Origin of the sequence: Streptomyces parvus (genome assembly GCF_014648875.1) — a bacterium.
Taxonomy (GTDB): domain Bacteria; phylum Actinomycetota; class Actinomycetes; order Streptomycetales; family Streptomycetaceae; genus Streptomyces; species Streptomyces parvus.
In genome coordinates this window covers 271,333-287,758 of sequence record NZ_BMRY01000008.1, presented here as the reverse complement: position 1 = coordinate 287,758, position 16,426 = coordinate 271,333, and the positions used below count along the sequence as shown (strand labels likewise).

The 16,426-nt window shown below is 72.7% G+C and carries 14 protein-coding genes; 7 read left to right on the top strand and 7 right to left on the bottom strand.

Annotated elements, in window-relative coordinates; translation table 11 throughout:
- Positions 1-29: 29 nt before the first annotated feature.
- Positions 30-968 (bottom strand): DUF1996 domain-containing protein, encoded by a 939-nt coding sequence (locus tag IE140_RS24855; protein ID WP_088573848.1) that lies wholly within the window; start codon positions 966-968, stop codon positions 30-32.
- A 216-nt stretch (positions 969-1,184) separates the two neighbouring features.
- Between IE140_RS24855 and ligA the strand changes: the two genes are divergently transcribed.
- From ligA to secD, 4 genes are all read left to right on the top strand, one after another.
- Positions 1,185-3,311, top strand: a complete 2,127-nt coding sequence (gene ligA, locus IE140_RS24850) for an NAD-dependent DNA ligase LigA (protein ID WP_167533410.1) — start codon at positions 1,185-1,187, stop codon at positions 3,309-3,311.
- A gap of 560 nt (positions 3,312-3,871) precedes the next feature.
- The gene (locus IE140_RS24845; RefSeq protein WP_150193006.1) at positions 3,872-4,588 is read left to right on the top strand and encodes a rod shape-determining protein; all 717 of its coding nucleotides are present in this window, start codon (positions 3,872-3,874) and stop codon (positions 4,586-4,588) included.
- A gap of 32 nt (positions 4,589-4,620) precedes the next feature.
- Positions 4,621-5,214, top strand: coding sequence for a hypothetical protein (locus IE140_RS24840; RefSeq protein WP_093443138.1), 594 nt, complete (start codon positions 4,621-4,623; stop codon positions 5,212-5,214).
- Between the two features lie 35 nt (positions 5,215-5,249).
- Positions 5,250-7,673 carry a protein translocase subunit SecD gene (gene secD / locus IE140_RS24835; protein WP_150193005.1) on the top strand — a complete coding sequence of 808 codons (2,424 nt, stop codon included), beginning with the start codon at positions 5,250-5,252 and terminating at the stop codon, positions 7,671-7,673.
- 22 nt (positions 7,674-7,695) lie between these two features.
- Here secD and IE140_RS24830 read toward each other — a convergent pair whose 3' ends face one another.
- Positions 7,696-8,529: a helix-turn-helix domain-containing protein gene (locus IE140_RS24830; protein WP_150193004.1), complete on the bottom strand. Its 834-nt coding sequence runs from the start codon at positions 8,527-8,529 to the stop codon at positions 7,696-7,698.
- Positions 8,530-8,635: 106 nt separating this feature from the next.
- On the opposite strand from IE140_RS24830, the gene IE140_RS24825 reads away from it, so the two are divergent.
- The gene (locus IE140_RS24825) at positions 8,636-8,941 is read left to right on the top strand and encodes a 4a-hydroxytetrahydrobiopterin dehydratase (protein WP_032762831.1); all 306 of its coding nucleotides are present in this window, start codon (positions 8,636-8,638) and stop codon (positions 8,939-8,941) included.
- A gap of 42 nt (positions 8,942-8,983) precedes the next feature.
- Here IE140_RS24825 and IE140_RS24820 read toward each other — a convergent pair whose 3' ends face one another.
- Together IE140_RS24820 and IE140_RS24815 are read right to left on the bottom strand one after the other, a co-directional pair.
- Positions 8,984-9,946, bottom strand: coding sequence for a LysR family transcriptional regulator (locus IE140_RS24820; RefSeq protein WP_010072705.1), 963 nt, complete (start codon positions 9,944-9,946; stop codon positions 8,984-8,986).
- 116 nt (positions 9,947-10,062) lie between these two features.
- Positions 10,063-10,953 (bottom strand): Rossmann-fold NAD(P)-binding domain-containing protein, encoded by an 891-nt coding sequence (locus IE140_RS24815; RefSeq protein WP_150193003.1) that lies wholly within the window; start codon positions 10,951-10,953, stop codon positions 10,063-10,065.
- A 90-nt stretch (positions 10,954-11,043) separates the two neighbouring features.
- On the opposite strand from IE140_RS24815, the gene IE140_RS24810 reads away from it, so the two are divergent.
- Both IE140_RS24810 and IE140_RS24805 read left to right on the top strand, forming a co-directional pair.
- Complete coding sequence (locus tag IE140_RS24810) at positions 11,044-12,054, top strand: AraC family transcriptional regulator (protein WP_150193002.1); 1,011 nt, start codon at positions 11,044-11,046, stop codon at positions 12,052-12,054.
- Complete coding sequence (locus IE140_RS24805; protein WP_150193001.1) at positions 12,051-12,938, top strand: class I SAM-dependent methyltransferase; 888 nt, start codon at positions 12,051-12,053, stop codon at positions 12,936-12,938. The genes IE140_RS24810 and IE140_RS24805 overlap by 4 nt, the downstream gene beginning before the upstream one ends.
- A gap of 49 nt (positions 12,939-12,987) precedes the next feature.
- Here the strand turns inward: IE140_RS24805 and IE140_RS24800 are convergent, their stop codons facing one another.
- The 3 genes from IE140_RS24800 to IE140_RS24790 form a co-directional block, all read right to left on the bottom strand.
- Positions 12,988-13,455, bottom strand: a complete 468-nt coding sequence (locus IE140_RS24800) for an RICIN domain-containing protein (protein ID WP_032777089.1) — start codon at positions 13,453-13,455, stop codon at positions 12,988-12,990.
- 106 nt (positions 13,456-13,561) lie between these two features.
- Positions 13,562-14,398, bottom strand: coding sequence for an aldo/keto reductase (locus IE140_RS24795; RefSeq protein WP_093443124.1), 837 nt, complete (start codon positions 14,396-14,398; stop codon positions 13,562-13,564).
- A 109-nt stretch (positions 14,399-14,507) separates the two neighbouring features.
- Positions 14,508-16,307 carry an AMP-dependent synthetase/ligase gene (locus IE140_RS24790; RefSeq protein WP_093443122.1) on the bottom strand — a complete coding sequence of 600 codons (1,800 nt, stop codon included), beginning with the start codon at positions 16,305-16,307 and terminating at the stop codon, positions 14,508-14,510.
- Positions 16,308-16,426: the final 119 nt, after the last annotated feature.

Here is a 16,426-nt window from a genome sequence, read left to right as displayed (position 1 = left end):
GGTGGGCCGAGCACGGTGGTGACGGCCGGTCAGGGCTTGCCGTCGAAACCGCACTTGACGATCGCGTTGATGCAGTCGCGGACGCGCTGCGCCATCTCCTCCTCAGGCCATACGTTGAAGAAGTCGCCGTGCATGGTGTAGCCGGGCCCGGACGCCAGCCGGAAGCGGGCCGGGTCACCGTTCACCGGGTAGCGCAGCACCTGACGGAGCTTGGGCACCGGTACCGGGTGGGTGGCGGGGCAGCCGCCGTTCACCGGGTAGGCCATGTGGCTCTTGTGGTCGGGGGAGTCGAGGTCCGTACCGTTCCAGCACTGCGGGAAGTCCAGGTAGGACTCCATCATCGTGCCGGGCGGACAGTTCACGAAGTTCTGCGAGGGGTTCACCTCACCGGCGTGCAGGCACGACCAGCGGGCGATCGTGTTGTCCTGCGGGCCGGTCGCCTTCGCGTTGCCCGCCACGATGCGCAGGCCCCGGGGGAAGGGCTTGATCCGGCGGATGACGTCGTCGCTCACGCCCTCGCCCAGGTAGTAGAAGGTGGTCCCGGTGGGCTCCACCTCCTTGTCGCCGTCGTAGAGGGTGGGCACCCAGTACGACGACAGGTCGGTGTCGGGGGCGCACGAGGTGCGGCCCTTCTCCAGGGAGGCCAGGTCGGAGCCGGCGTGCGTGGTGTCGTTGCCGAAGAAGCTGTGCATGTGGGAGGCGCCCGGCAGTCCGGGGAAGACGATCGGGTCGTCGGGGAGCCGATGGGTGTAGGGGCACTCGGCGAGGAACTCGGCCACCCGCACCACATCCGCGGCGGCCTTCGGCGTGGCGTCGGCGGCGGCCCGCTCAGCCGCGGCGTTGCCGACGTTGGCCTGGAGGAAGGAGAGGGCGAGGGCTGCCGCGGCGAGCCCGGCGATTCTGTACCGCCAGGACGGCAGGGATCGTGGGCGGCGGTGGTCGGGGTTGCGTCGATGGCGGAAGAGCACGGCACTCCTGTTCGGGGAAGTGGGGGATTCCTGGGGCAAGACAGAGAGCGCTCTCTCGAAGGAACGTAGAAGTGCCTCCTGTGCATGTCAAGAGCTTGCGCAGCCTCGCGAAATCCGCACGGTGGAAGAGGAGTTGTATGCGACGACGAGGGAGAGCGCTCTCCTGAGAGTGGCGCGAGAAGGGGATCGGAGCCGTTGTCAGTGGTGGCCGGAAGAATGGTGGTCATGACGAACTCAGCTGCTGTGCTCGCCGATGCCGCCGCCTATGCCGCCGCGGTGGAAGAGGCCTCCGTCGCCGCCGCCGCGTACTACGCCACGGGCGAGAGCGGGTTGGACGACGACGCCTACGACCGGCTGGCGCGCGGCATAGCCGCGTACGAGGCGGACCACCCGGAGGAGGTGCTCGCCGCCTCGCCGACCGGCAAGGTCGCGGGCGGGGCCGCCGTCGGCGACGTGCCGCACACGGTTCCCATGCTCTCCCTGGACAACGTGTTCTCGGCCGAGCAGTTCGCGACCTGGACCGCGTCGCTGGAGCGGCGCATCGGCAGACCCGTGACCGCGTGGAGCGTCGAGCCGAAGCTCGACGGCCTGGCGGTCGCCGCGCGCTACCGGGACGGCAGGTTCGAGCGGCTCATCACCCGGGGCGACGGCACGGCGGGCGAGGACGTCTCGCACGCGGCGGGCGCCGTCGTCGGACTGCCGGAGCGGCTGGCCGAGCCGGTCACCATCGAGGTGCGCGGCGAGATCCTCATGACGAACGACCAGTTCGACCAGGGCAACGCGATCCGTACGGAACACGGCGGCGCCCCCTTCGCCAACCCGCGCAACGGGGCGGCGGGCACCCTGCGCGCCAAGGACCGCGCCTACCGGGTGGAGACGACCTTCTTCGCCTACGGCGCGCTGCCGCTGCCCGACTCCGGGGAGCTCGGTGAGACCCTCGCCGAACTGCCCCACAGCGAGGTCCTGTCGTACGTCGCCGGCCTCGGCGTGCACACGGCCGCGGGCACGGACGTCGCGCCGGTCCTGGCCGCCACGGTCGAGGAGGTCCAGGCGCGGGTGGACGCCATAGGATCCCTGCGCGCCGCGCTGCCGTTCGGCATCGACGGCATCGTGATCAAGGCCGACCTGGCAGCCGACCAGCGCGAGGCGGGCTCCGGCACCCGCGCGCCCCGCTGGGCCATCGCCTACAAGCTGCCCGCCGTGGAGAAGATCACCCGCCTGGTGTCCGTCGAGTGGAACGTCGGGCGCACAGGCATCATCGCGCCGCGTGCCGTCCTGGAGCCCGTGGAGATCGACGGCTCCACCGTCGGTTATGCCACCCTCCACAACCCCGCCGACATCACCCGCCGTGACCTGCGGCTGGGGGACCAGGTCATGGTCTACAAGGCGGGCGACATCATCCCGCGCATCGAGGCCCCCGTCGTCCACCTGCGCACCGGCGACGAGACACCCATCGACTTCCCCGAGAGCTGCCCGCAGTGCGGCTCCGCCATCGACACGAGCGAACAGCGCTGGCGCTGCACCCGGGGCCGCAACTGCCGCCTCGTCGCCTCCGTCTCGTATGCGGCGGGCCGCGACCAGCTCGACATCGAGGGCCTCGGCGCCACCCGGGTCGTCCAGCTCGTCGACGCCGGTCTCGTCGCCGACTTCGCCGACCTCTTCACCCTGGAGCGCGCACAGCTGCTCGCCCTCGACCGGATGGGCGAGACCTCCACGGACAACCTCCTGGCGGCCATCGAAACCGCCCGCACCCGGCCGCTGTCCCGGGTCTTCTGCGCCTTGGGCGTACGGGGCACGGGGCGCTCCATGTCACGCCGCATCGCCCGCTACTTCGCCACCATGGACCGGATCGTCGCCGCCGACGTGGACACGCTCCAGCAGGTGGACGGCATCGGCAAGGAGAAGGCCGCCGCGGTGGTCGCGGAGCTGGTGGAGCTGGCACCGCTGATCGCCAAGCTCGTCGCGGCCGGGGTGAACATGACCGAGCCGGGCGCCACCCCGCCCCCGGAGCCCGGGACGGAGGAGGCGGCCGGGGCGGACGCGGAGGCCGGTGGCGACGGGGGCACCGGCCCCACGCTGCCTCTCGCGGGGATGACCGTGGTGGTGACGGGCGCCATGACCGGGGCGCTGGAGAAGCTGTCCCGCAACCAGATGAACGAGCTGATCGAGCGGGCGGGCGGAAAGTCGTCCTCCAGCGTCTCCAAGCGCACCAGCCTGCTGGTCGCCGGGGACAAGGCCGGGTCCAAGCGCACCAAGGCGGAGGACCTGGGGGTCCGGATCGCGGTGCCGGAGGAGTTCGCGGAGCTCGTCGGCGCGTTCCTGGCGGCGGGGGAGAACGCCTGAGCCGTTGACCGCCGTGCAGGGCGGGTCGGCGCGCCTGTGAATCAGTGAGGAAGTGGCGTTCCACCACCCCGTATTGCATAGTGAGGGCTCGGTCGTGCCTCACTATCAGTGGGCCGACGGGTGCGTGGGCGGCGGAGACGGCCGGCCGGGGGTGAGGGACGATGCGTTCTGTGCACGACGGACAGCGACCGGGGCGCGCCGTCTCCCCGTGGTCCGGACCGATCCGGAACGTTCCGGCCCTGAGCGCCGCCACCGTCCCTTCCACGCCCCGTCGTGCTCCTGCTCCGGCCGTCCCGATCACTTCCGCAACCGGCGAGCGGCGAGGGCCGTTTCGCCCGGGTGCGGGCCCATGGGGGAAGGGCCCCGGACCGCTTCGTGACGGAAGCGGTGCCGGGGCGTTCGGGGCGGAGCGTTCCGGGGATGCCCGAGGGGGACTCCGAACACGTCACCGGCACCAGGACCAGCACCGGGAGCAGAACCAGCACCAGGGGGTCCGGAACGGCGCGCCGGTCGCGCGGGGACTGGCCCTGGACCTCGGCAGCTCACGCACCCGGGCCTGGGTGCCCGGCCGAGGCCTGCTCCCCGACCCGTTCCCGGGCTCCGGCCCGCACGGGCGCGCCGAGCGACCCGTCCGGCGCGGGCGCATCGTCGACCCCGAGTCCTGCGGCCGGCTGCTCGGCCGGATCGCCGACGCGGCGCTGGGCCCCGACCGCAGCGACAGCGTGATCGTGCTCAGCCACCCGGTGCTCGCCGGCGCCGAACACCGCACCGCCGCGCGCGCCCTGCTCGCCGGGCTCGGGACGACGCGCGTCGTGGTCCTCAGCAGCGCCCGGGCGGCCGCCGCGTACGCGGGACCGAGGGAGACGGGCCCTCTTCTCGTGGTCGACATGGGAGCCGAGCTGACGGAGGTCACCCTCCTCGTCGGCGGCCTGGTCGCCGACGCCCGGCAGGCCGAGTGCGGACTCGACGACCTCGACGGCCTCGACCCGGCGACGCTCCCGACCGTCCTTGTCCGTACAGTGCTGGACATGATCACGTCGATGTGGCGCCACGACCGGCACGGCGCGATCCGGGGAGCCCTGCGCAAGGGCCCCGTGCTCGCGGGCGGCGGCGCGCTGCGGTCCGACGTCACCGATCAGCTCGCCCGCTGCCTCGGCACCCGGGTGCGCCTGGCCGACGACCCGTCGACCACGGTCGTCCGTGGCGCCGGGCAGATCCTCAGCTCCGTGCTCCGCCACCGGCCGGCGCCGCCCGAGCGATCCGGCCGCCCGAGGTGACCCCGTACCGGGGACGGCCCCGGGTGCGATGTGTGCTGGCCACGCTCCTCCTCACCGTCCTCACCCTGGTCGGCGGTGCCGCGACGGCGAGCGGTGCGGCGCCCGCCGCCCTGGCAGCCCGAAGCCTCGCGCCCGCCGCCACGGTCGCCGCGGCTCCGCCGCCCGCCGCACCGCAGGTCCACGACAGCGCGCTCGTGTCCCGGTACCGCCCAGGGCATGAGAGCGCACTCGCTTCCCGGGACCGCACCGGCCACGACGGCGCACCCGACTCCCGTCACCACCACGCCGGGCCCGGTACCGCACACGACGTCCGGCACGTCGTGGCGCAGGCGGGGCACGAGCAGCCCAGGGCGGCGGCCGATCCGGCGCAGGCTCCCCGGGCGGGCACCGGCCGGGCGTATCTGCTCGTCCACGCGCCGCCGCCGCACGACGCACTGACCCCCGCTCCGGCAGGGCCCGCCGAGCCACGCGGCGGCGTCCGTCGTGTCGCCGCGGAATCCTTCGACGCACCCGGTAGCCGCCGGGGTGCGCTTCCCGGTGTCCGGGGGCCTCCGGGCAGGACCACCGGTCCCACGACCGGTCATTCGCCGTCCTGTTCTGCCGTTCTGGCGTCGCGTCCTCGCTGAGGTGAGGGCGCTCGACGCCCCACCGGAGGATTTCCATGACTCGCGCCACCGCGGTGCGAGCGGTCCTGGCTGTCGCCGTGCTGCTCGTCTCCGTCTTCATCAGCCTGACCATGTCGCCCAGACTCGGCCTCGATCTCCAGGGCGGCACCCGTATCGTGCTCCAGGCCCGGGACACCGCCACCGTCGAGGCGGACCGGGAGACCACCGACCGCACCCTGGAGGTGCTGCGGCAGCGGATCGACTCGCTGGGCGTCTCCGAACCGACCCTGACCCGTTCCGGCGAGGACCGGATCATCGTCGAACTGCCCGACGTACAGGATCCGCGCCAGGCCGCCGAGGTGATCGGCCGGACCGCCCAACTCACCTTCCACGCGGTGGAGGGCCCGGGGACCGAGAAGCCGGAGGAGAAGACCCCGGACGGAGAGCCTTCGGACGGGAAGACCCCGGACGGAGAGCCTTCGGACGGGAAGACCCCGGACGGAGAGCCCTCGGACGGGAAGACCCCGAAACCTGACACCGTCCCCGACCCGGACCGGCTGACGCTCCCCGACGAGCAGGGCCGTCTCCTCGCCCTCGGCGAACCCCGGCTCTCCGGCGCGGGCGTCGAGGACGCGAAGGCCGCGTTCGACGCGCAGGGGGGAGCGGGCTGGGCCGTGTCGCTGGAGTTCCGCAAGGGCGCCGGCCAGGACTGGAAGAAGCTGACCGGTGAGGCCGCCTGCCATCCTGCCGGGGACGACCGGCGGAGGGTCGCCATCGTCCTCGACGAGAAGGTCATCTCCTCGCCGCAGGTCGACCCCTCGGTCGGCTGCCGGGCCGGACTGCCGTCCGGGGCCACCCAGATCACCGGCTCGTTCAGCGCGGACGAGGCGCGTGACCTGGCACTGCTCGTCAAGGGCGGGGCTCTGCCCGTGCCCGTCGAGATCGTCGAGCAGCGGACCGTCGGCCCGACGCTCGGCGCGGCGGCCATCGACGCGAGCGCACAGGCGGCTCTCATCGGAGCGGCCGCCACCGCGCTCTTCATCACCGTCGTCTACCGCCTCTTCGGCGCGCTGGCCGCCGTGGCGCTGGGTGCCTACGGGGTGATCTCCTACGCCGCGCTCGTCGCCCTCGGCGTCACTCTGACCCTTCCCGGGCTCGCCGGGTTCGTCCTCGCGATCGGGATGGCGGTCGACGCGAACGTCCTGGTCTTCGAACGGGCCAGGGAGGAGTGCGCCGACCGGCCGAAACGCTCCCTGCGCTCCGCGTTGACCACCGGGTTCCAGAAGGCGTGGAGCGCGGTCGCCGACTCCAACGCGACCACGCTGATCGCGGCCGGTCTGCTCTTCTTCCTGGGCTCGGGCCCGGTCAAGGGCTTCGGTGTCACGCTCGCCATCGGGGTCGCCGCCTCGATGTTCTCCGCCCTGGTCATCGCCCGCGCGCTCACCGAGATCGCGGCGAACTCCCGCTTCGTCGGCGACTACCGGAACGTCAACGGCATCGCGCGCCCCGGTGCCGTACGCACGTGGCTGGTCCGCAAGGACCCGAAGCTCTTCCGCAATCCGGGCCGGTGGCTCGTCGTCTCGGCGGCGCTGGTCGCCGTCGCGGTGGCCGGGATCGTGGTGCGCGGGGTCGATCTGGGCGTCGAGTTCACCGGCGGCCGGCTGGTCGAGTACTCCACCAGCCGCCCGGTCGACGTGGAAACGGCCCGGGACAGCATCGCCGCCGCCGGGTTCGGGGACGCCGAGGTCACCACGGCGGGCGACGGCGACCTGTCCGTACGCACGGGAAAGCTCGACAACGACGGCGAACACGCCCTGCGCACCGCCCTCGCCGAGGAGGGCGGTGAGACGACGAAGGTACGGGACGAACTCATCGGCCCGAGCCTCGGCGACGAACTGCGCCGCAACGCGCTGATCGCCCTGGGCGTCGCGGTCGCCGTGCAACTGGCCTACCTGGCCGTCCGGTTCCGCTGGACGTTCGCGGTGGCGTCCGTCGTGGCGATGGCGCACGACGTGATCCTGGTGGTGGGGGCCTTCGCCTGGCTGGGGCGTCCGGTGGACGGCATCTTCCTGGCCGCCCTGCTCACCGTGATCGGCTATTCGGTCAACGACTCGGTGGTGGTCTTCGACCGGGTACGGGAGCTGTGGGGGGCGAACCGGCGGACCCCGCTGGACACCATCGCCCGCAGGGCCGTCCTGCAGACCGTTCCCCGTACGGTGAACACCGGGATGGGCGCGCTGTTCATCCTGGTCGCCCTCGCGGTGCTGGGCGGCGACTCGCTGGCCGACTTCGCGCTCGCCCTGCTCATCGGCATCGTCGTCGGCACCTGGTCCTCGGTGTTCACCGCCGTACCCGGGGCCCTCGCCCTGGAGCGGAGCGCCAAGGCCCCGCCGCCCGCACCGGGGAAGGGGAAGGGCACACCGCGCGGCAAGGCCCGTGCGACACGCCGGGACCCGCTCGACAACGGAGCCCGCGTCTGAGGGATCCGGGGGAGGGGCCGGGTCAGGACGGGACGTGGGCGTGCAGATAGGCGGCGGTCTCCCGGTCCGCCGGGAGGAACGTCTCGATGGCCAGCTCGGCCACCGTCACGTCCATCGGCGTGTTGAACGTCGCGATCGACGACACGAACGACAGGACCCGGCCCCCGTGTTCGAGCAGCATCGGCAGCGCGAACGCGGCGCCGGCCCCCTTCCGGCCCGCACCGCCCGTCCCCTCGGCGGTGCGGGCCGGGCCGTCGGCCCGGGCGGGGGCCGGGTACGCGGCCACCTCGTCGTACAGCTCGCGCAGGGCCGGTGAGCGTACGAGGGCGATCTGGCGGTCCATCTGCGCCAGCAGGTCCGCCCGCCACTCCGGGAGGTTCACGATGCGCGGGGCGAGCCCCTCCGGATGGAGGGTGAGCCGCATGGCGTTCAGGGGCGGGGCCAGCAGCTTCTCCGGTACGCCCTCCAGCAGCAGTGAGACCCCGCGGTTGGCCGCCACCACCCCGTAGGTGCCGTCCACCACGAGCGCCGGATACGGCTCGTACGCCGTGAGCAGGCGCTCCAGGCTCTCGCGCAGGGAGGCCATCGCGGGGTCGTCGAGGGATGTCTGCGGGTAGCGGGGCGCGTATCCGGCGATCACGAGGAGGGCGTTGCGTTCCCGGACCGGGACGTCCAGATGCTCGGCCAGCCGCAGCACCATGTCCTCGCTGGGCCGGGAGCGGCCCGTCTCGATGAACGAGATGTGGCGGGCCGAGGAGTCCGCGCGCAGGGCCAGTTCCAACTGGCTGATGCGCCGCTGTTCCCGCCAGTCCCGCAGCAGTGGCCCTACTCCCGTGTCGGGCAAGACAGTCGTCATGCCCAGACCGTAACGTCACCGGCGGGCCGGGGACGGTGCCGGTACGGGCCGCCCGGGCCGACCGTGACGTACACGCCGATCCACCGAGACCCACGGGAGCCGTCCCATGAGCGCCGAACCGCTGTCGCCGTCCGAGACCGAAAGCCGGCTGGAGAGCCTGCCCGGCTGGGCGCTGGAAGGGGACCGGATCACCCGGACCTTCCGGCTGCCCTCCCACTTCGCCGCCGCCGCGCTGACGGTCCACATCGCGCGGATCCAGGACGAGCTGAACCATCACTCCGATCTGACGCTCGGCTACAACACGGTGGCCCTGGCCGTTCACACGCACTCCGCGGGCGGCGCGATCACCGAGAAGGACCTCACGCTCGCCGCCCGGGTGGCGGCCGCCGCCCCGGCCCACGGGGCCGAATAGCCCGGTGTGTCCTTCGGCGCGGCCCCGCCCGCCCCTTCCCGCTCAGGCCACCGTGCCGAACCGCGGGTGCGCGCCGAGCCACCGCGCATAGCCCGGGCTGCGTGACACCGCCTCCGCGTACGCCTCGCGGGTCGCCCCCGCCACCGTCCCCGCCGCCGCGTCGGCGGCGGGGGAGTGCGGATGCCAGCCCACCAGATGACGCCAGCTGAGCGGGGCGCCGGCCAGCGGCCTCGTCACCAGGCCCGGCGTCGGCGGGAACGTCGCCCGGCACAGTCCGATCGCCCGCCCCACCTGCACCAGATGGACGACGGACGAGGTGTCCGTCTCGAACACCGACACCGGGGTGAAGCCCGACCGCGCGCAGGCCGCGGTGAAGCAGTCGGCGAAGCAGCCGTCCCCCGGCACATCCGCCCAGCTCTCGTCCGCGAGGGCGGCCAGATCCAATTCCGCTTCGGCGGCCAGGGGGTGGTTCTCCGGCAGCATCACGAAGACCGGGTCCACCCCGACGACCTCCCAGACCAGCCGGTCCGCCAGCGGCGGCGCACTCTCGCCGCACGTCCCGATCAGCGCGAAGTCCAGCCGCCCGTCGATCACCAGCGAGGCGATCTCGTCCACCGACCAAGCGGTGTACGTCGACACCGCCGCCGCCGGGTGCGCGGCGGCCATCCGATCCACCAGACCGCCGAGCAGCGGACCGTGCGTGCCGCCCAGCCGGAACCGGTCCAGCGCCCCCCTGGCATTGGCGAACCGTACGGCCTCGGCCTGCAGTTCACTGACCGCGGGCAGCACCACCCGGGCCCGCTCCAGCACCAGTTCGCCGAGCGGCGTGGCACGGGCTCCGGTGTGGTCACGCTCGAAGAGAGCGCCCCCGAGGGCCTTCTCGATCCGCCGCAGCTGAGCGCTGAGAGCGGGCTGGGCAAGCCCCAGCGTGGCGGCGGCCTTGGTGAGGCTGCCCGTGTCGGCTATGGCACGGACCGTTCGCAGATGGCGCAACTCCAGCTCCATAAGGGCAAGTTATGGCCCCTGAAGCACCCCGGCAATATGTGTGCTCCGCCTACCGTTCGGTCGGTGTACACGGCCCGTACGCCGCCGGGCCTGCCCGGCTCGGCGCGAGGTTCCGCTTAGCCGTGCCAGGCGCCGTCCCGGGCGGCCGCGCGGGCGAAGCCGGAGAAGTCCTTCGGCTCCCGCCCCAGCACCCTCTTCACGTCGTCCGTCGTCGCCGCGTTGTGTCCGTCCAGCAGCGTGGCGAACAGCTCGGCCAGGAATCCGGCCTCCGCCTCGGCCACCCCGAACTCCTCCAGCAGCGAGGCGTACGCGGGCCCGGTCACCGGTACGTACCGGACCGGCCGGCCCGTCGCCCGGCCCAGCTTTTCGGCCGCCTGCTCGAAGGTCAGGGACCGCGGGCCCGTCAGCTCGTACACCGCCCCCGCGTGCCCGTCCCCGGTCAGCGCGGCCACCACCACGTCGGCCAGGTCGTCGAGGTCCAGGAACGGTTCCGCCGCCGTGCCCGCGGGGAAGACCAGCTCGCCGCCGATCACCCCGTCCAGCAGCGCGCCCTCGCTGAAGTTCTGGGCGAAGAACGCCGACCGGACGACCGTGACCTCCGCCCGCCCGGCGGCCCCGCGCAGCGCCTCCTCGGCGACGGCCGCCTGCGGTTCGCCGCGCCCCGACAGCAGCACCACCCTGCGCACCCCGCACGCCGCCGCCGTCCGCCCGAAGGCGGCCATCGCCTCCGCCGCCCCGGGCACCGCCAGGTCCGGGTAGTAGGCCACATAGGCGGCCTCCGTGCCGCGCAACGCCGCCTCCCACCCCGTGTCGTCCTGCCAGTCGAACGGCACCTCGCCGGTGCGCGAACCGGAGCGGACCGGCACACCGAGGGCCGTCAGCCGCTCCACCACCCTGCGGCCGGTCTTGCCCGTGCCACTCGTCACCAGAACCGTGCCCGTCATCCGTCCCACGCCCTTGCTTCCGTTGTCGCCGTCGTCTCGTCGTGTGTACGCGTTCTCCGTCATGCCTCCAGACTCCCGGGCACGCCTCCGCCGGGACATGCTCGAAAGGCTCAGGCGCCTACTCGTGCGTCCACACGTCTACGCTGGCGGGCCATGGACGCTCTCGCCGGACTTCTGGACGGACCCCGGGCCCGGGGCGCTTTCCTGCTCCGCATGGTGATGGAGCCGCCCTGGGCGGTGCGGATCGAGGACCGGGCGCCGATCTGCCTCATGTCGGTCCGGCGCGGCGCGGCCTGCCTCGTTCCGTCCGGCGGAGGCGAACCGGTCCGGCTCGGCCCCGGGGACATCGCGGTGGTCCGCGGCCCCGATCCGTACACCGTCGCCGACGCGCCCGGGACGACACCCCACGCGCTCGTCGGACCCGGCGGTGTCTGCACCACGCTGCACGGCCGTCCGCTCGCGCAGGACATGGTGCTGAACGTACGGACCTGGGGAAACGCTGCCCATGGCGGTACGGCCGTCCTCGTCGGCACCTACCTGCTGGACGGGGAGATCAGCCGCCGGCTGCTGGACGCCCTGCCCCCGCTCCTCACGATCCCCGCCGACGCGCGGACCCGGCCACTGCTGGACCTGCTCGACGCGGAGATCGCCCAGGACGAGCCTGGCCAGCAGGTCGTCCTGGACCGGCTGCTGGACCTGCTGCTCATCGCGGTGCTCCGCGCCTGGTTCGCCCGGCCCGGGGCCGACGCGCCCGCCTGGTACCGCGCGCTGGGCGACCCGGTGGTGGGCACGGCGCTGCGGCTGCTCCAGGACGACCCGGCACACCCCTGGACGGTGGCCGCGCTCGCCGCCCGCGCCGGGGTGTCCCGGGCCGGTCTGGCCCGCCGGTTCAACGAGCTGGTCGGGGAGCCGCCGATGGCGTACCTCACCGGCTGGCGGCTCGCCGTCGCGGCCGACCTGCTGCGCGAGAGCGACGCCACGGTGGAGGCCGTGGCCCGGAAGGTCGGCTACAGCACCCCCTTCGCCTTCAGTGCCGCGTTCAAACGGGTCAGAGGAGTCAGCCCGCAGGAGTACCGCGTCAGTCCGCCGGAAGACCCCCTCGATTTGCCGGATCGGCAACGAACCTTGCCGCGCGACCGGCCCGTGGGGAAGGTGGGCCCATGAGCAGCCACGCCGGTCACGGCCACCACGACACGCACGCCGCCGATATCGACTGGGACATTCTGGGTCCCCTGTTGGAGCAGGAAGCCGAACTCAACGGTACGCAGTACGAAGAGGCGGCCCGCTGGATCGCCGCCCTGCCCACCGCCCCGAAGGTCCGCCGGGTCCTCGACATCGGCAGCGGCCCCGGCGTCGTCTCCTGTCTGCTGGCCGAGGTCTTTCCGGAGGCCGAGGTGGTGGCCGTGGACGCCACGCCCGCTCTCCTGGAACGCGCGAGCAACCGGGCGCGCCGCCTCGGGGTGATCGACCGCTTCCGGACACTCGAAGCCGAACTCCCCTCGGACTTGGACCGGTTGGGGGAGGCCGATCTGATCTGGGCGGGCAACTCCCTGCACCACCTGGGCGACCAGCGCGCCGCGCTGGCGGGCTTCGCCGGGCTCCTGCGGCCCGGCGGCACGGTCGCGCTCGTCGAGGGGGGCCTGCCCGCCCGGCGGCTGCCCCGTGACATCGGTATCGGGCAGCCCGGTCTGGAGGCCCGTATGACTGCTGCCGCCGCCACCCGCTTCGAGCGCATGCGGTCCGAACTCCCGGGCGCGAAGCGGGAGATCGAGGACTGGGCCGCGCTCTTCACCGAGGTCGGCCTCGCCCCGCAGGGCACCCGCAGCTTCCTCCTCGACCTGCCCGCCCCGCTCTCCCGGCCGGTCCGCGACCACGTCGTCGCGAGCATCGCCCGCGAGCGCGACGTCCTCGGCGACCTGCTGACGGCCGAGGACAGCGCCGTACTGGACCGGCTGCTGGACCCCGAGGACCCCGAAGGCCTGCACCACCGCCCCGACGTCCACCTGCTCGCCGCCCGCACGGTGCATCTGGGCCGCCGCGGCGACTGAACCAGCGATGCCGGGCCCCGCGAGCCCGGCATGATCCGAACGAAAGGCCCTACCCCACCGGCTCCAACTGCCACCACTGGAAGGGGGAGTCGGTGTCCTCCCACTGCTGAACCGTGCCCCCGGCCTCCGTGGAACCGTCCGCGACCTCCATGACCAGCCCGCTGATGAAACTCACCAGCGTCACCGTCCCGGGCGCCTCCGGATGCTGCTCGATCAGCCACTCCTGGGCGCCGAAGTTGTTCGCCTTCCACTGCTGGATCCGGGTGCCGTTCGACGTGTCGGCGTTCGCCACGTCCAGCCGCTTCCCGCTGTGCTCGTTGACGAGGTGGAAGAGGGCCGCGCCCTCGTGCACCGGGGACAGCCGCCACACCTGCGCGGCCGTCCCGTCGTCCGCGCCCTGCTGGACCCGGGCCCCGCTGCCCTTCGCCGCGCCGTACACCTCCAGCACCAGCCTGCTGCCGACGTTGCGCAGGCGGTACGGGCCCGCCTCGACGACAGGCGCGAGTTCGCCGCTCATGTTCCCCGTCTCCCCGATGGATGCGTGATGCGGGCTGCCGCCCGTCCGGATGCCGACGACGGCGCCCCCACCGGGCGGTGGGGGCGCCGTCGTCGGCCGGGCGCGCTCAGGCGCCGACGTTGAACTGGGCCGGGTCCGGGCCGAGGCGCTTGCCCTCGTCCAGGGCCGCGAGGGCGGCGAGGTCGTCGGCGTCCAGCTCGAAGTCGAACACGTCCAGGTTCTCCTTGATCCGGGACGGGGTCACGGACTTCGGGATCACGATGTTGCCGGTCTGCAGATGCCAGCGCAGCACCACCTGGGCGGGGGTGCGGCCGTGCTTCTGGGAGACGGCGACGACCGTCGGCACCTCCAGCAGGCCCTTGCCCTGGCCCAGCGGCGACCAGGCCTCGGTGGCGATGCCGTGATCGGCGTGGAAGGCGCGGGCCTCGGCCTGCTGGAGCTGCGGGTGCAGCTCGATCTGGTTGACGGCCGGGACCACGGAGGTCTCGGCGAGCAGCCGCTTCAGGTGCTCGGGGTGGAAGTTCGACACGCCGATGGACTTCGCGCGGCCGTCGGCGAGGATCTTCTCGAACGCCTTGTACGTGTCCGTGTACGCGTCCTTCGCCGGGACCGGCCAGTGGATCAGGTACAGGTCGACGTAGTCCAGGCCGAGCTTGTCGAGCGAGGCGTCGAAGGCGCGCAGCGTGCTGTCGTGGCCCTGCTCGCTGTTCCACAGCTTCGTGGTGACGAAGAGCTCGTCGCGCGCGACGCCGGATGCGGCGATGGCCTTGCCGGTGCCCGTCTCGTTCTCGTAGATCGCGGCGGTGTCGATGCTCCGGTACCCGGTCTCGATGGCCGTGGCGACCGCCTTCTCCGCCTCGTCGTCCGGCACCTGCCAGACACCGAAACCGAGCTGCGGCATGTCGAGGCCGTTGTTGAGGGTGATGGAGGGGACCTGGCTCACGAGCGGTCGATCCTAACGTCGTCGGTTGATAACTCCCCACGACAACGACCGGGCGGGTCCAGGCATTCCCGTCGCCGCCGGCCGGTCACAGCATTTCCGTTGCCGCCGGTCAGTGGTAGAGCGCGTCGACTTCGACCGCGTACGCCGTCTCGATCGCCTTCCGCTTCAGCTTCAGCGAGGGCGTCAGCAGCCCCAGGTCCTCGGTGAAGGGATGGGCCAGGATCCGGAACGTACGGATGGACTCGGCCTGGGACACGGCCGTGTTGGCGGCCACCACCGCCCGGCGGACCTCCATCTCCAGGTCCGGGTCCCGCACCAGCTCGGCCGGGCCGAGCGGGGAGCGGCCCTGCATCGACAGCCAGTGGTCCACGGACTCCTGGTCCACGGTGACGAGCGCCGCGATGTAGGGGCGGTCGTTGCCGACGACGATGCACTGCGCCACCAGCGGATGCGCCCGTACGCGTTCCTCCAGACCGGCCGGGGAGACGCTCTTGCCGCCGGACGTCACCAGGATCTCCTTCTTCCGTCCGGTGATCGTCAGATAGCCGTCCTCGTCCAGCGAACCGAGATCCCCGGTCGCCAGCCAGCCGTCCTGGAGCACCGCCCGGGTGGCCTCGGGGTTGCCGAGGTAGCCGGAGAACACGTTCGGCCCGTGCACCCACACCTCGCCGTCGTCCGCGATGTGCACCGACGTCCCCGGGATCGGCTGCCCGACCGTGCCGTACCGGGTGCGCTCGGGCGGGTTCGCCGTCGCGGCGGCGGTGGACTCCGTCAGCCCGTACCCCTCGAAGACCGTCACCCCGGCGCCCGCGAAGAACAGCCCGAGCCGGCGGTCCATGCCGGAGCCGCCCGACATCGCGTGCCGCACCCGGCCGCCCATCGCGTCGCGGACCTTCTTGTACACGACCTTGTCGAAGAACTGGTGCTGCATCCGCAGCCCGGCCGACGGGCCGGGACCGTCCCCGAACGCCTTGAGCTCCAGGGCCTCGGCGTACTTCACCGCGATGTCGACGGCCTTGTCGAACGGTCCGGCCCGCCCTTCCGTCTCGGCCTTGCGCCGGGCCCCGTTGAACACCTTCTCGAAGATGTACGGCACGGCCAGGATGAACGTCGGCCGGAACGTCATCAGGTCCGGCATCAGCGCGTTCGCGGACAGCTCCGGCTGGTGGCCGAGTTTGACCCGGCCACGGATCGCGGCGATCTCCACCATCCGGCCGAAGACATGGGCCAGCGGCAGGAAGAGGAGGGTGGCCGCCTCGTCGCCCGGCTTGGAGTGGAACACCGGCTCCCAACGGCCGACCATCGTGTCGCTCTCGAACATGAAGCTCGCGTGGGTGATCACACACCCCTTGGGGCGGCCCGTGGTCCCCGAGGTGTAGATGACGGTCGCCACGGAGTCGGGCGTCACCGCGCGCCGGTGCCGCTGCACCACCTCGTCGTCGATGCCCACGCCGGCCCCGAACAGCTCGTCCACCGCTCCGGCGTCCAGCTGCCACAGCCGCTTCAGGCGCGGCAGCCGGTCGATCACCGAGCCGACCGTCATGGCGTGGTCCTCGTGCTCGACCATCACCGCCACCACCTCGGCGTCGTGCAGCATCCACAGGACCTGCTCGGCGGAGGAGGTCGGGTAGACGGGCACCGACTGGGCCCCGACGGTCCAGAGCGCGAAGTCGAAGAGCGTCCACTCGTACCGGGTACGGGACATCAGCGCGACCCGGTCGCCGAACCGCACGCCGTGCGCGATCAGCCCCTTGGCCAGGGCCAGCACCTGATCACGGAAGTCCCCGGAGGTCACATCGCGCCACTGGCCCCCGGCGTCCTTGCGGCCGAGCGCGACGCGGTGCGGATCATCCTCCGCGTGGTCGAAGACCACATCGGCCAGACCGCCGACCTGAGGCGGCGCCGCCATGGGTGGGACAGTGAATTCGCGCAATGACATGCTCCTCGTGGCGCTCCGCACAGCGCCGCGACGCTACCCCAAGCGGGGGCCCGGCGGGAGAGGTCCGGAACCTCCGCACACCAGGACGA